13 protein-coding genes are annotated in these 14437 nt (G+C 58.5%); 7 read left to right on the top strand and 6 right to left on the bottom strand.

Going from position 1 to position 14437, the window contains the following annotated elements:
• Positions 1 to 14: 14 nt before the first annotated feature.
• Positions 15 to 908 carry a LysR family transcriptional regulator ArgP gene (locus DQN55_RS05450; RefSeq protein ID WP_048377934.1) on the bottom strand — a complete coding sequence of 298 codons (894 nt, stop codon included), beginning with the start codon at positions 906 to 908 and terminating at the stop codon, positions 15 to 17.
• Positions 909 to 1016: 108 nt separating this feature from the next.
• Here DQN55_RS05450 and DQN55_RS05445 point away from each other — a divergent pair, with 108 nt between their 5' ends.
• The 7 genes from DQN55_RS05445 (at position 1017) to DQN55_RS05415 (ending at position 10225) form a co-directional block, all read left to right on the top strand.
• Positions 1017 to 1619 (top strand): LysE/ArgO family amino acid transporter, encoded by a 603-nt coding sequence (locus tag DQN55_RS05445; protein WP_048377935.1) that lies wholly within the window; start codon positions 1017 to 1019, stop codon positions 1617 to 1619.
• A 307-nt stretch (positions 1620 to 1926) separates the two neighbouring features.
• The gene (locus DQN55_RS05440) at positions 1927 to 2523 is read left to right on the top strand and encodes a superoxide dismutase (protein WP_048377936.1); all 597 of its coding nucleotides are present in this window, start codon (positions 1927 to 1929) and stop codon (positions 2521 to 2523) included.
• Positions 2524 to 2740: 217 nt separating this feature from the next.
• The gene (locus tag DQN55_RS05435; protein WP_048377937.1) at positions 2741 to 4792 is read left to right on the top strand and encodes a putative bifunctional diguanylate cyclase/phosphodiesterase; all 2052 of its coding nucleotides are present in this window, start codon (positions 2741 to 2743) and stop codon (positions 4790 to 4792) included.
• 162 nt (positions 4793 to 4954) lie between these two features.
• Entirely contained in the window at positions 4955 to 6298 is a 1344-nt protein-coding gene (locus DQN55_RS05430; protein WP_048377938.1) for an imelysin family protein, read from the top strand.
• Between the two features lie 302 nt (positions 6299 to 6600).
• Complete coding sequence (locus DQN55_RS05425; RefSeq protein ID WP_048377939.1) at positions 6601 to 8022, top strand: di-heme oxidoreductase family protein; 1422 nt, start codon at positions 6601 to 6603, stop codon at positions 8020 to 8022.
• A 26-nt stretch (positions 8023 to 8048) separates the two neighbouring features.
• On the top strand, positions 8049 to 9113 hold the full coding sequence (locus tag DQN55_RS05420) for an imelysin family protein (protein ID WP_048377940.1): 1065 nt from the start codon (positions 8049 to 8051) through the stop codon (positions 9111 to 9113).
• 14 nt (positions 9114 to 9127) lie between these two features.
• Positions 9128 to 10225 carry a DUF1513 domain-containing protein gene (locus DQN55_RS05415; protein WP_048377941.1) on the top strand — a complete coding sequence of 366 codons (1098 nt, stop codon included), beginning with the start codon at positions 9128 to 9130 and terminating at the stop codon, positions 10223 to 10225.
• 121 nt (positions 10226 to 10346) lie between these two features.
• Here the strand turns inward: DQN55_RS05415 and DQN55_RS22370 are convergent, their stop codons facing one another.
• From DQN55_RS22370 to colR, 5 genes are all read right to left on the bottom strand, one after another.
• A complete protein-coding gene (locus tag DQN55_RS22370) occupies positions 10347 to 10574 on the bottom strand; it encodes a hypothetical protein (RefSeq protein ID WP_048377942.1) in 228 nt (75 codons plus the stop codon).
• Positions 10574 to 11290 carry a lipopolysaccharide kinase InaA family protein gene (locus DQN55_RS05405; RefSeq protein ID WP_048377943.1) on the bottom strand — a complete coding sequence of 239 codons (717 nt, stop codon included), beginning with the start codon at positions 11288 to 11290 and terminating at the stop codon, positions 10574 to 10576. Before DQN55_RS05405 ends, DQN55_RS22370 begins: the two co-directional genes overlap by 1 nt.
• 3 nt (positions 11291 to 11293) lie before the next feature.
• Positions 11294 to 11974, bottom strand: a complete 681-nt coding sequence (locus DQN55_RS05400; protein WP_048377944.1) for a class I SAM-dependent methyltransferase — start codon at positions 11972 to 11974, stop codon at positions 11294 to 11296.
• 195 nt (positions 11975 to 12169) lie between these two features.
• Positions 12170 to 13450, bottom strand: a complete 1281-nt coding sequence (locus tag DQN55_RS05395; protein ID WP_048377945.1) for a sensor histidine kinase — start codon at positions 13448 to 13450, stop codon at positions 12170 to 12172.
• Positions 13440 to 14123, bottom strand: a complete 684-nt coding sequence (colR, locus tag DQN55_RS05390) for a two-component system response regulator ColR (protein WP_048377946.1) — start codon at positions 14121 to 14123, stop codon at positions 13440 to 13442. Before colR ends, DQN55_RS05395 begins: the two co-directional genes overlap by 11 nt.
• Positions 14124 to 14437 lie beyond the last annotated feature (314 nt).

Genomic DNA, 14437 nt, shown 5'->3' with positions numbered 1-14437 from the left:
TTAAACGCTGGTTTTCAGGCCCAAGGCACTAACCAGCGGGACGCCGAACGGGATAAATGTTCGGTCAATTGCCCCAGCAGTTGTCCACCATTGCGCCAATGATGCCAGTACAGTGGCACGTCGATCACTTTATCTGGCAGAAGCTCAACCAGCGTGCCGCTCGCCAGTTGCTCGCGCACCTGCAACTCAGGTGCCAGCCCCCACCCCAGGCCGGCCTCGGTCAGGCGGATAAAACCTTCGGACGACGGGCACAAATGGTGCTCGAATCCGCCGTCCACCCCTAACGCCGCCAGGTAACGATGCTGCAGGAAGTCGTCCGGACCAAACACCAGAGCCGGTGTCCTGGGCAGTAATTCGGCACTCACCCCAGCCGGAAAATGCCGTGCGATAAACGCCGGGCTGGCCAGCGCCCGATAACGCATGGCTCCCAGTAACACACTGCGCCCACCCGCAACCGGACGTTCACTGGCACACAGGCAGGCCGCCACTTCACCGGCACGCATACGCTTGAGGCCCACGGTCTGATCCTCGACCACCAGATCCAGCAACAGGTGCTTTTCGGCGCAAAAATCTCCCACCGCCTGCGCCCACCATGTCGCCAGGCTATCGGCATTCAAGGCGATGCGCAGGCGCTCGGGCAAGCCTTCGTCGTCCAGCGCCGGCACGGCACTTTGCAAGTCACGTTCAAGCAGGCGAACTTGCTGCACATGGTTGAGCAGGCGCCGACCGATCTCGGTCGGCGTTGGCGGGGTTGCCCGAATCAACACCGGCTGACCGATGCGCGCTTCCAGCAGCTTGATGCGTTGGGAGATGGCCGATTGGGACAAGCCCAGTACCTGAGCCGCACGTTCAAAACCGGCTTGCTCTACCACGGCGGCCAACGCAGACAGCAATTTATAGTCGAACATCAGTTTTCCTAATGAGCGATCAGCAATATTGGTTTTTCTTATACAGCCAAGGGCCGGAGAATAGCCAGCAACAAACCTCTCTTACGTTGTCGTTATCGAGTAAACCTTATGTGGCAAAGCTACTTGAATGGCCTGTTGGTCGCATTCGGCCTGATCATGGCCATCGGCACCCAGAATGCATTCGTACTTGCGCAAAGCCTGCGCCGTGAACATCACCTGCCCGTGGCCGCTTTTTGCGTGGTCTGTGATGCGTTGCTGGTCGCCGCCGGCGTCTTCGGGCTGGCAACCCTTCTGGCGCAAAACCCGGTCTTGCTGAGCGTGGCACGCTGGGGGGGCGCGGTGTTTTTACTGTGGTATGGCACCCAGGCGTTGCGGCGGGCCTTTTCTGCTTCCAGCCTGGAACAGTCGGCCGGTCACACGGCGCGCTCGCTCAAGGCCGTCATGCTCAGTGCACTGGCAGTGACCTTGCTCAACCCGCACGTTTACCTTGATACGGTGCTGTTGATCGGCTCCCTGGGGGCACAACAAAGCGTACCCGGAGCGTATGTGGTCGGTGCGGCCAGTGCGTCGCTGCTGTGGTTTTTCACCCTGGCACTGGGGGCTGCCTGGCTGGCGCCCTGGCTGGCACGGCCCAATACCTGGCGGCTGCTGGACCTGTTGGTTGCGGTCATGATGTTTACCGTGGCAGTGCAATTGATCGTCTCGGGTTGAACCGCTAGCCTGTCTTGAGGGCCAGGCAGGCATGGGAAAGAACGTCAGCACAGGTGAGCATTGTCCGAACAGGCATGCCGCTGACGATTCAATCTCGAGCACGCTCACGCCTACCGTGAGATCGCAGCCCTTTTCATATCAATCGGGCTGGAACCTCTATTCCACACAGTTGTTGCGTGGTTAAGCCGACACCCCGGTGCTATGATCTTTGCCCTGCGCCGCAAGGAGTAAAAACTCCCCGGCGCGTGTTTGGCCGCCCGTGATCGGCCTTGCGCTCACCGCAACTGACCTGATTAGGAGAATCATCATGGCTTTCGAATTGCCGCCGCTGCCGTACGCACACGATGCCCTGCAGCCGCACATCTCCAAAGAGACCCTGGAGTTTCACCACGACAAGCACCACAACACCTACGTCGTGAACCTGAACAACCTGGTGCCAGGCACCGAGTTCGAAGGCAAAACCCTGGAAGAAATCGTCAAGACTTCCTCGGGCGGCATCTTCAACAACGCCGCTCAGGTCTGGAACCATACGTTCTACTGGAACTGCATGACGCCAAACGGCGGCGGCGAGCCTACCGGCGCACTGGCTGATGCCATCAACGCCTCGTTCGGCTCGTTCGACAAGTTCAAGGAAGAGTTCAGCAAGACCTCCATCGGCACCTTCGGCTCCGGCTGGGGCTGGCTGGTGAAGAAAGCTGACGGTTCCCTGGCGCTGGCCAGCACCATCGGTGCCGGCAACCCGCTGACCAGCGGCGACACCCCGCTGCTGACGTGCGACGTTTGGGAACACGCTTACTACATCGACTACCGCAACGTACGTCCGAAGTATGTTGAAGCGTTCTGGAACCTCGTTAACTGGAAGTTCGTTGCCGAGCAGTTCGAAGGTAAAACCTTCACCGCTTAAGCCTGACTCCAGGTAAAAAAACCCGGCATTGGCCGGGTTTTTTTTGATCGGAATAAAAACGCCCGAGTATTACTCTGTTCTACGATTCAAACTCAGGGAACAAAAGCACGACCCGTAAACCGTAAGGATGCTGCGCGACGCCTTGCCTTCTTTGTCCGCACGGATTATTCAGGGGCATGGCCACATGCATTGTCGGCAAGGAACAAGGAATAGCCCTTTGAAGCGGGACCTCAAAAATAGCCTGTCGGTCACGTTATTGCGGATCGTACTGCTAGCGGCATTGGCCGTAGGCGGTGTACTGAGTTGCGCACAGATTGTTTTCGACGCATACAAGACGCGACATTCGGTCGAAGTGGATGCCGAACGCATCCTCGACATGTTTCGCGATCCATCGACGCAGGCGGTGTATAGCCTGGACCGTGAAATGGGGATGCAGGTCATTGAAGGGCTTTTCCAGGATACGGCTATGCGTCATGCCTCTATCGGCCACCCGAACGAAACCACCCTGGCCGAAAAGTCACGCCCCCTGGATGACTCGCCCAGCCGCTGGCTGACCGATTTAATCATGGGAAAGGAACGCACGTTCACGACTGCGCTGGTGAGTCGCGAACCTTTCAGCGAATACTACGGTGACCTGAGCATTACCCTCGACACGGCCACCTACGGCCAGGCCTTTTTGCTCAATGCCCTGATCCTTTTCATCTCGGGTGTAATGCGTGCCCTGTTGATGGGGCTGGTGCTGTACCTGGTTTATCACTGGCTGCTGACACGCCCGCTGTCACACATCATTGAGAATCTGGCCAGCATCAACCCGGATCGCCCCGGTGAGCGCGTACTGCCGCACATCAAGGGCCATGAGCGCAACGAATTGGGGATCTGGGTCAACACTGCCAACCAGTTGCTGGCCTCGATAGAGCGTAATACGCGGCTGCGCCATGAAGCCGAAAGCTCCTTGTTGCGCATGGCTGAGTACGATTTTCTGACCGGGCTGCCGAACCGCCAGCAATTGCAGACGCTGCTGGGCAAAATCCTTGTCGATGCGGGTCGGTCACAACGCCGCGTCGCGGTGCTGTGTGTCGGCCTGGATGACTTCAAGAGTATCAATGAACAGTATGGGTATCAGGCCGGCGACCAATTGCTGCAAGCCCTGACCGATCGCATGCGCGTCCACAATGCAAGCCTGGGCGCTCTGGCGCGTCTCGGGGGCGACCAGTTCGCATTGGTACCGGCCCACATCGAACACCCCTATGAAGCCGCCGAGCTGGCGCAAAGTATTCTGGATGACCTGGAAAACCCGTTCTTCCTGAACCCGCAAAGCATCCGCCTGCGCGCCACGATCGGTATTACGCTGTTCCCGGAAGATGGCGATACCAGTGAACAGCTGCTGCAAAGAGCCGAGCAGACCATGACGCTGGCCAAAAACAGCTCACGCGGGCGCTACCAGTTTTATATCGCCAGCGTCGACCGTGAGATGCGCCGCATACGCGAGCTGGAAAAAGACCTGGGCGAAGCCCTGCTGCGTGACCAGCTCTATCTCGTCTACCAGCCGCAGATCCGCTACAGCGACCACCGCGTGGTCGGTGTCGAAGCCTTGTTGCGCTGGAAGCACCCCGTACTCGGGATGATTGCCCCCGATGTGTTCATCCCCCTGGCAGAAAAAAACGCCAGCATCATTGCCATTGGCGAGTGGGTACTGGACCGGGCCTGTCATCAGTTGCGTGAATGGCATGTTCAGGGCTTTGGTGAACTGCGCATGGCGGTCAATCTGTCCACGGTGCAGCTCCATCACGCCGGGCTGCCACGGATGGTCAATACGCTGTTGCAGCGCTACCACCTGCCAGCCCACAGCCTTGAGCTGGAAGTCACCGAAACCAGCCTGATGGAAGACATCAACATCGCCGCTGAGCACTTGCTGAGCCTGCGGCATTGCGGGGCACTGATTGCGATCGATGACTTCGGCACGGGCTATTCATCACTGAACTACCTCAAGACCCTGCCACTCGACAAAATCAAGATCGATAAAAGCTTCGTGCAGGACCTGAATGACGCTGACGACGATGCAACCATCGTGCGCACCATCATTCAGCTGGGTCATAACCTGGGGATGCAAGTCATTGCAGAAGGGGTTGAAACCCTTGAACAGGAAACCTATGTCATCCGTGAAGGCTGTCATGAAGGCCAGGGTTATCTGTACAGCAAACCCTTGAATGCAAGTGAGATGAGCCTTTACCTGAAACAGGCACAGCACCGCAATCCAGTGATTGTGTAAGCAACCATTTCTGAATTGACCAATGCGCTGGACCAGACACAAAGTAAATAAGAAATATTTACAACGCTAACCCTTTACACAAAATGCAAATCTTTCGCATCATGTGGCATGTTCTGTGTGCAGTCGCACGCTTGTCCCACCTCTCGAAGCAGGATTTTCGCCATGATTCGTATGCCTCTGGCCACCGCCAGTCTGCTGGCCATTGCTATTTCACTCGCCGGTTGTGGCGACAAGGACCAGGAAAAAGCCGCGACGGCGCCAACGTCGGCAACCGCCAGCTCCGCGACACCCGCTTCCGATGTCAGCGCAGCCAAAGTTGACGAAGCTGCTGCCAAAGCAGTTGTAGCCCATTACGCAGACATCGTTCATGCCGTTTACAGCGATGCCGAGTCCACTGCGAAAAAACTGCAAACAGCGATCGATGCCTTCCTCGCCAAGCCGAACGACGAAACCCTGAAAGCTGCCCGGGCCGCTTGGGTCGAAGCCCGCGTACCTTACCTGCAGAGCGAAGTATTCCGCTTCGGCAACACCATCATTGATGACTGGGAAGGCCAAGTGAACGCCTGGCCACTGGACGAAGGCCTGATCGACTACGTCGACACCAGCTATGCCCACGCACTGGGTAACCCGGGAGCCAACGCCAACATCATCGCCAACACCCAGATTCAAGTCGGCGAAGACAAGGTCGACGTGACCGAAATCACGCCTGAAACCCTGGCCAGCCTGAACGAACTGGGCGGCTCTGAAGCCAACGTAGCCACCGGCTACCACGCCATTGAATTCCTGCTGTGGGGCCAGGATCTGAACGGCACCGGCCCTGGTGCGGGCAACCGCCCGGCTTCGGACTACCTTGAAGGCGAAGGCGCCACCGGTGGACACAATGATCGCCGTCGCGCCTACCTCAAGGCTGTGACCCAATTGCTGATCAACGACCTGAATGAAATGGTCGGCAACTGGGCACCGAACGTGCCTGACAACTACCGCGCCACGCTGGAAGCCGAGCCGGTACAAAACGGTCTGCGCAAAATGCTGTTCGGCATGGGCAGCCTGTCGCTGGGCGAACTGGCAGGCGAGCGCATGAAAGTGTCGCTGGAAGCCAACTCCCCTGAAGACGAGCAAGACTGCTTCAGCGACAACACGCACAACTCGCACTTCTACGATGCCAAAGGCATTCGTAACGTGTACCTGGGCGAATATGTCCGCGCTGATGGCACCACCATGACCGGCCCAAGCCTGTCGTCGCTGGTTGTGGTCATCGACCCGACCGCAGACGCCACGCTGAAATCCGATCTGGCCGACACCGAAACCAAGATCCAGGTCATGGTTGATCGCGCCAACAAGGGCGAGCATTACGACCAACTGATTGCCGCCGGTAACGAAGCGGGCAACCAGGTGGTACGTGACGCCATCGCCGCCCTCGTCAAGCAGACCGCCGCCATCGAACAGGCTGCCGGCAAGCTGGGCATCGGCGACCTGAACCCGGACAACGCCGATCACGATTTCTGATCTGCCAGGTTTGAATGAGGCGGCCTTCGGGCCGCCTTTTTTGTGGGCGGCAAGCTGCATTGCGTAGCCGCTGGCGAGGCACGAAGGCTGAACACAGCGGTCGCAAATCAGCGCTTCGGCGTATCGGAAATAGTCAGTGATCCGGTCTCAGGCTGCTTCGCACCCGATCGCAGCCTCGTACCTCTCAGCGGCTACAAAGCGGAACAGCTACCTGCCAAACCAAACGCTAATTCCTCTTATTTCAATTCAGCTTCCCTGCTAAACTTTGCGCCCTCGATTTTGCTCACGGAACTGGACGCTCGATGCCTTCGCTGCCTCTTCGCGTCTCTCTGCTGCTACTGGCCCTTGGCCTTGGCGGTTGTGATGATGCCCCGCACTTTACCCAGCCCGAACCCGGCGAAGCCCGCTCTGGCGGGGCTGCGACAGTGCGCAAAAGCGATCACAATGCGTTTTCCATGCCGTCGGCAAATCTCTCCCCTACACGACGCCTGGATTTCAGTGTCGGCAACAGTTTCTTTCGCAGCCCTTGGGTGATGGCCCCGTCCACCACCACCGCCCGTGATGGCCTGGGCCCGCTGTTCAATACCAACGGCTGCCAGAACTGCCATATCAAAGATGGCCGGGGACACCCGCCGGCACCGGGCGCCAAGAACGCCGTGTCGATGCTGGTACGTCTGTCGATCCCCAACGACCCCACTTATGCCACGCTGATCGAACAGGCCGGGATCGTGCCCGAGCCCGTTTACGGCGGCCAACTGCAAGACATGGCGGTGCCCGGCGTGGCTCCCGAAGGCAAGGTCCGGGTCGATTACGAAGCAGTCACCGTGCGTTTCACAGACGGTACCGAAGTCGAATTACGCAAGCCCACGCTGAAAATCACCCAGTTGGGCTATGGCCCGATGCATCCCGACACCCGTGTTTCGGCTCGAGTTGCGCCGCCGATGATCGGGCTGGGGCTGCTGGAGGCGATTCCTGACGAGGCGATTTTGGCCAACGCCAAAGCCAATAACCGCGACGGCATCGCCGGACGCCCTAACCGGGTGTGGGATGACGCTCAGCAAAAAACGGTCTTGGGTCGTTTTGGCTGGAAAGCAGGCCAACCGAACCTCAATCAACAAAATGTTCACGCGTTTTCTGGTGACATGGGGCTGACCACCTCCCTCAGGCCGTTTGATGATTGCTCTGCGACCCAAACCGCCTGCCTCGAGGCCCCCAACGGCAATGGCCCCGATGGCGAGCCCGAGGTCAGCGACAATATTCTGCGCCTGGTTGAATTCTATACGCGCAACCTCGCGGTCCCGGCTCGACGTGATGTGGGCTCTGCGCAGGTGCTGGCCGGGAAAAACCTGTTCTATCAGACCGGCTGCACCTCGTGCCATACCCCGTCATTCACCACATCAGCCACTGCCGCTGAACCGGAACTGGCCAACCAGGTCATTCGCCCCTACAGCGACCTGCTGTTGCACGACATGGGGCCAGGCCTGGCCGACAACCGCACCGAGTTTGCTGCCAGTGGCAGCGACTGGCGCACGCCCCCCCTGTGGGGCATTGGTTTGACCCGGGCCGTCAGTGGCCACACTCAGTTTTTGCACGATGGCCGTGCACGCAACCTGCTTGAAGCCGTGCTGTGGCACGGCGGCGAGGCCGAGCCGGCCAAGCAGCAGGTTTTACGCTTTAATGCCGAGCAGCGCGCTGCGTTGCTGGCGTTCCTGAACTCTCTTTAACGTCTTACAACACCGGGGACCCCGACATGTTTCGACCCAAACTGTTGTTCACCAGCCTTGCAGCCCTCGCCTTGGGCGCATGCTCACCACAAGACCCTCAAGCCGTGACGTCGGCCGCGATCGCCAAGCAAGTGATTTTGCCCACCTACACCCGCTGGGTTGAAGCCGATCGCCAATTGGCAGTCAGCGCCCTGGCCTTCTGTCAGGGCAAGGAAACACTCGAAACTGCCAAGGCTGATTACTTGCACGCGCAAAAAGCCTGGGCCGAGTTGCAACCGCTGCTGATCGGGCCGCTGGCTGAGGGCAATCGCTCCTGGCAGGTTCAGTTCTGGCCGGACAAAAAGAACCTTGTGGGGCGTCAGGTTGAGCAACTGGTGATCGCCCAGCCGCAGATCGATGCCGCGGCACTGGCCAAGTCCAGCGTAGTGGTTCAGGGCTTGTCGGCCTATGAGTACATTCTGTTCGACAGCAAGATCGATCTCGCTGACGATGCACAAAAAGCTCGCTACTGCCCGCTGTTGACCGCCATCGGCGAGCGTCAAAAGCTGCTGGCCGAAGAAATCCTGGCGGGCTGGAACAACACGGATGGCATGCTCGCCCAGATGAGCAAGTTCCCGAACCAGCGTTATGCCGACTCCCACGAAGCCATCGCTGACCTGCTGCGTGTACAAGTGACGGCACTGGACACCCTGAAGAAAAAGCTCGGCACCCCAATGGGCCGCCAGAGCAAGGGCATCCCTCAGCCATTCCAGGCCGATGCGTGGCGCAGCGAATCCTCACTGCAAAGCCTGGCAGCCAGCCTCGCTGCAGCCCAGACCGTATGGCTCGGGGTCGACAACAAAGGCCTGCGCGGCTTGCTGCCGTCTGACCAAAAACCACTGGCCGACAAGATCGATGCGGCCTACGCGGCATCGATCAAGCTGTTCAACGACAACCCGCGCTCGCTCAACGAGATGCTGGCTGATGACGCCGGTCGCACCCACCTGAACGCCATCTACGACAGCCTGAATGTGGTTCACCGCCTGCACGAAGGTGAGCTGGCCAAAGCGCTCGGCATCCAGCTGGGCTTTAACGCCAACGACGGCGATTGATGAGGGAAGGTTCGATGATGCGCAGGCAAGCACTTAAGCTCGGCAGTTTGCTGCTGACTGCAGTCACACTGGGCGGCTGGTCGCTGTTCAAGCAAAAAGGCCAGGCCCCGCTGCTTTTGAGTGCCCGTGACGATGTGGACGGTAATCATTATGCCGTCGGCTATCGACTCGACGGCACCCGGGTCTTCAGTACCCGGGTCGGCCAACGCTGCCATGACATCATCAACCATCCGACACTGCCTATTGCCCTGTTCGTGGCCCGGCGCCCCGGCACCGAAAGCTACCTGATCAACCTGGATGACGGGCAGTTGCTGCAAACCGTGACGTCCCGGCCCAACCGCCATTTCTATGGGCATGCGGTGATTCACAAGGATGGTGAATGGCTGTATGCCACTGAAAACGACACCACCGACCCGGGTCGAGGGTTGTTGGGGGTTTATCGCTTTGAAGGCGAACGCCTGATCCACAGCGGCGAAATCCCTACCCACGGCGTGGGCCCGCATCAGGTGTCTTGGATGCCGGACGGCGAGACGCTGGTGGTGGCCAACGGCGGTATTCGTACCGAGGCCGAAAGCCGGGTCGAGATGAACCTCAATGCGATGGAACCCAGCCTGGTGCTGATGCAACGCGATGGTACCCTGCTGAGCAAGGAAACCCTGAGCCAGCAAATGAACAGCGTTCGGCACTTGGGTATTGCCAGCGATGGCACTGTGGTGGCGTGTCAGCAGTTCATGGGCGATGCCCACGAGTTGTCCGAATTACTGGCCATCAAGCGGCCCGGCCAAGCGTTCGAACCGTTTCCGGTGGATGAGGCACAACTGCGTGCCATGGGTCATTACACGGCCAGTGTCGCGGTTCACAGTGAGCTGCGACTGGTCGCACTCACCGCTCCGCGAGGCAATCGGTTCTTTGTCTGGGATCTGGACAGTGGCGCCTTGCGCCTGGATGCACCCTTGCCGGACTGTGCCGGGGTCGGCGCGGTGAAAGAAGGTTTTGTCGTCACATCCGGTCAAGGCCGATGCCGTTTCTACGATTGTCGCCAGATGCCCCTGACAGCCAAACCGCTGGACTTGCCATCCGGGCTCTGGGACAACCATTTGCACGTCATGTAAACGCCAACAGGGCCGAACCGGGGGCTTGTAGCCGCTGCCGAAGGCTGCGACAGGCTGTATGCCAACCCGAGCGAAGGCCCCGGGCCCTTTTCGCAGCCTGCGGCAGAGGCTACAGGGCGTATCAGCCCTGCGGTCGCAGCCCTTGGGACATTCCGAACATAAACAGCAGCAGCTGATGATCAGGCTGCGCCACCGTCGTCACTTTAGCCATTCGCGGCAACGGGCAATACGTCCCACTGGTTGCCGAACTTAACACCTCAAATCGGGGTTCTTCCCAAGCTGCCATCGCCACAGAAGCGATGGCCAGAGCTGCCAGCAAAAACAAACTTCGTGCTATTTCTCGCCTCATCACCGTAACCCTTTGATGGCGCTGCCAAACACCGTTTCATAAAAGTAGTTCAGTTTGTTCCAGTCGTTGGCATTCCACGACGAATGGCGACGAAGCTGTTTGAGGTCGTGCGAGGCCGCCTTGTAGGGCGTGAGACGTTGACGGCTTTTTTCCAGGTCCAGCAGGGCTATATTCACCTGCGCAGTGTCACCGCTACCGATGACCCGAACGAACACATGCTTGGGGTACAGGCAGCCATGTTGCCACCGCCCCTGGTGCATCTGCGCCAGGGTCTGGGCAATGGTTTCAAGCACACGGTCATGTACAGTTTCACCGTGACGTTCACGTTCACCAGCGGCATACCAATTATCAATTTCGACAAAACCGTCCAAGGCTGCAGTCACCAGCAATGCCCGCCATTGTTTGTCTGCACCTTGCCGTGCTCCGCAGTACACCAACTCTGGCACGCCCACCGCCAGACGCTGCAATGCCTGGAGGGCATCACGCTCACGCAGGACCGTGGGACGACCCAGCGGGTAACGCCAGCTGCGGTAGATATGCCCGACCTGTCGTTTGACATAGAGCAACCGCCCATTGGCATCGTGAATGCGCTGCACACCACTCTCCCCCCCACGACGCTGGTTGGGTTCCTCCACCCATTCGCCTTGCTGGTTCCAGTAGAACTCGAACGGATCTTCGGTCACCGATGGGGAATGCTGTGCAAAGTCAACGGCCATGCTTTACCTCTTGCTCAATACGTAAACCCGCCACATCGCGTAGTACGGGATAAAATCCAAATGATCCTGAATGATGAAGCCGGCCTTTTTAAACTCCGCCTCCACTGTAGCTGCTGGTAACACAAAACGATTTTGGTAACTGTACTGCTCAGGGGCTCCCGCCCTCTGGCGCTCAAGACGCTTGCGTCTCCATGCCTTGAAGTTGCCATCGACCCACAAAGACACAATCACACTGTCACGACTGACTCGATGAAACTCCCGCAATAGAGCCATTCGATGGCTTGCATCACCGATATGGTGCAACAGGCGCATGCAAAAAATACTGTCCACTGCATTGTCTGGCAGATTTATATCGAAAGCAGACGTCTGCAAGCGCCGTACCCGTTTGACCACCTCTGCGGGTTGAGAGAGAGACGCGACCTCAAGCATGGAGGCCGAATTGTCTGCACCTATGATCTCCCGCCCGGACTTTTCAGCCAGCAACGGCCAAAACCGTCCTGCGCCGCACGGCAGATCCAGCACGACCTGAGGATCTGCTGACAGCTTCAAGGCACGACGCGCCAGCTGTACATCACGCGCATGCGAAACGCGACGAGTCAGTCCGTCCTGATGTTTCAACAGATATTCAGTGGCGTGCTGCTGATCGTACTTCTCGGAAAACTTGAGCTTGATTGACGGTCCCATGACAGGCACTCCTGATACATATGGACGCCACGTTAAGGAACCGCCCGTGAGCATCAGGTCATCGTCAGGTGAAAAAATTGTCCCTTGAGCCATGAAAAAGTTGCAAGGTTTTACAGGGAGCAAGCAATGGCATAGGGCCACTAATTACTGCAAAGAGGACCGGCATACGGCCCGTAGGGCGCGGGCCGTGGCAGTTCAGGTTCCTGCCGGATCAAGTTCGACGTGGAAACGACAACCGTTGGGTTCCATCGTGGTCAACGAAACCCGCCACCCCTGGCTTTCACAGATCCGTTGCACCAGTGACAGACCCAGGCCTAATCCTTCTCCACGCTTTTCACTGCCGCGAACAAAGGGCTGGAACATGGCCAGGCGTTTTTCTTCAGGAATCCCCACGCCACTGTCTTCCACCACAAACCCCGTGGGTTCGAGGCTCAATCGGATAAAACCGGTATCGGTGTAATGCAGGGCATTACGCAACAGATTCCCCATGACTGCATGCAGGAGCGTAGCGTTGTAACGCTTGTCCAGTGGGTTACCCGGGTCGTAGATCAGCTCCAGGCCTTTGGCCTCTATCGGTCCTCGCCACAGGCTGATCAAGCCTTCAGCCACGGTGGTCAGGGTCACGCTCGGCGAAACGTTCGCGTCTTCATGTTGCGACCTGGCCAGCATCAGGAATGTCTGCACCAGTTCGCGCATTTCCTCGCAGGCGCGGGAAATACGCTCCACTTGCGAGCGACTGCGCTGATCCAGAGAAGGACTCTCCAGCAACAATTCACAAGAGCTCGCCAGCACCATCAAGGGTGTACGCAGCTCATGACTGACATCGCTGGTAAACAGCCGCTCCCGGGTCAGCGTTTCACGCAAGCGGCCCAGTGTGGCATCGAACGCCACAGCCAGTTCCCCGACTTCATCTGCCGCGTAGTCAGGCGCCAATGGTGGTGCCAGCCCCAGTAACTGATCACGATGACGCACCTGACGCGCCAGGCGCACTACCGGCGCCATCACTCGGCGCGCCAACAGCCAGCCCAGACAGACCGCCAGCGCAAGCGCCAGAACGAAGCCGACCAGTACCACTGCAAACAGCACGCGCTCGCGCTCTTCAAAATCGCTTTGGTCCTGCAGCAACACATAGCGCCTTCCATCTACCACTTCCACCATCGCGTGGTACGACAGCTGGTCCCTGAACACCTCGTGAAAACCCGGGTCCAGATGGCGCAAGTCTTTGGGCAGGGCAAAATCACCGCGTCCGCCACTGAAGTAAAACAGTTGATCCGGCTCTGGACGATGATTCCAGTCGGTCACGCTGTCCATCATCAAAAGACGCTGCAGATCACCCCCCAATCCTGCCGAGATAAGTTTTTCCTCGACCAGGTGCACGGTGGCAACAATGCCCATGGCGAATGTGCCTGCCACCAGCGCACTCATCAGCGCAAAGGCGATGATGATCCGCTGGGCAAGACTTTGCTTAAACTCCATCGCGCAACTCAGCGAGGCGATAGCCGACACCATGTACCGTTTGCAGGAGCGGCTTGTCGAACGGTTTGTCTATCACTTGACGTAATTGGTGTACGTGGCTGCGCAGGCTGTCGCTGTCAGGGCAATCATCGCCCCACAGCGCTTCCTCCAGCACCTCACGACGTAATACGTGCGGGCTCTTTTGCATCAGCACGGCCAACAATTTCAACCCGACCGGGTTGAGCTTGAGCGTCCGGCCTTCACGCGAGACTTCGAGTGTGTCGAGGTCATATTTCAGATCGGCCACCTGCAGCTCGCGGCGCCCTCCACCCTGGGCCCGACGCAATACCGCCTCAATACGCGCCGCCAGTTCCGACAGGGCAAAGGGTTTGAGCAGGTAGTCATCCGCTCCGGACTTGAAGCCTTGCAGGCGATCGTCCAACTGATCACGGGCAGTCAGCATGATCACCGGGGTATCACGGCGGGCATCTTCGCGCAGACGTTTGCACAAGGTGTAGCCATCGATACCGGGCAACATGATGTCGAGCACGATCAAGTCGTAATGCTCTGTGGCAGCCAGGTGCAGGCCAGACAAACCATCCTGCGCACAGTCAACGGTATAGCCTTTCATTCCCAGGTAATCCGCCAGGTTGGCCAGGATGTCGCGGTTATCTTCAACCAGTAGAATTCGCATGGGCATTTTCTCCGTACACAGTTACGGCCGTCTTGGCCCGCGCAGCTTAGAGCGAAGATCCGCTGAGAGCCAGCATCGCAAGGCGCTTACACAACTTAGTTGCGGTCTTCGGGGATTTAACGGTTTTTTCACTCGAACTTCATTCTCCACAGACAATAGTCTACGCATACTGATTTCCCCACGGGCTTACCCTCTACCCTTGCAGTTGCGCACGCCCGGGATTGCAGAGCGCTCACCCGCGATCCGGACCGGCCGATCGTTCTGCAAAACAGCCACAAAAAAGCCCCGCACGGTTACCCGTGCGGGGCTTTTGG

Source organism: Pseudomonas taetrolens, from assembly GCF_900475285.1.
Taxonomy (GTDB): Bacteria; Pseudomonadota; Gammaproteobacteria; order Pseudomonadales; family Pseudomonadaceae; genus Aquipseudomonas; species Aquipseudomonas taetrolens.
This window is presented reverse-complemented; position numbering and strand designations above follow the sequence as displayed.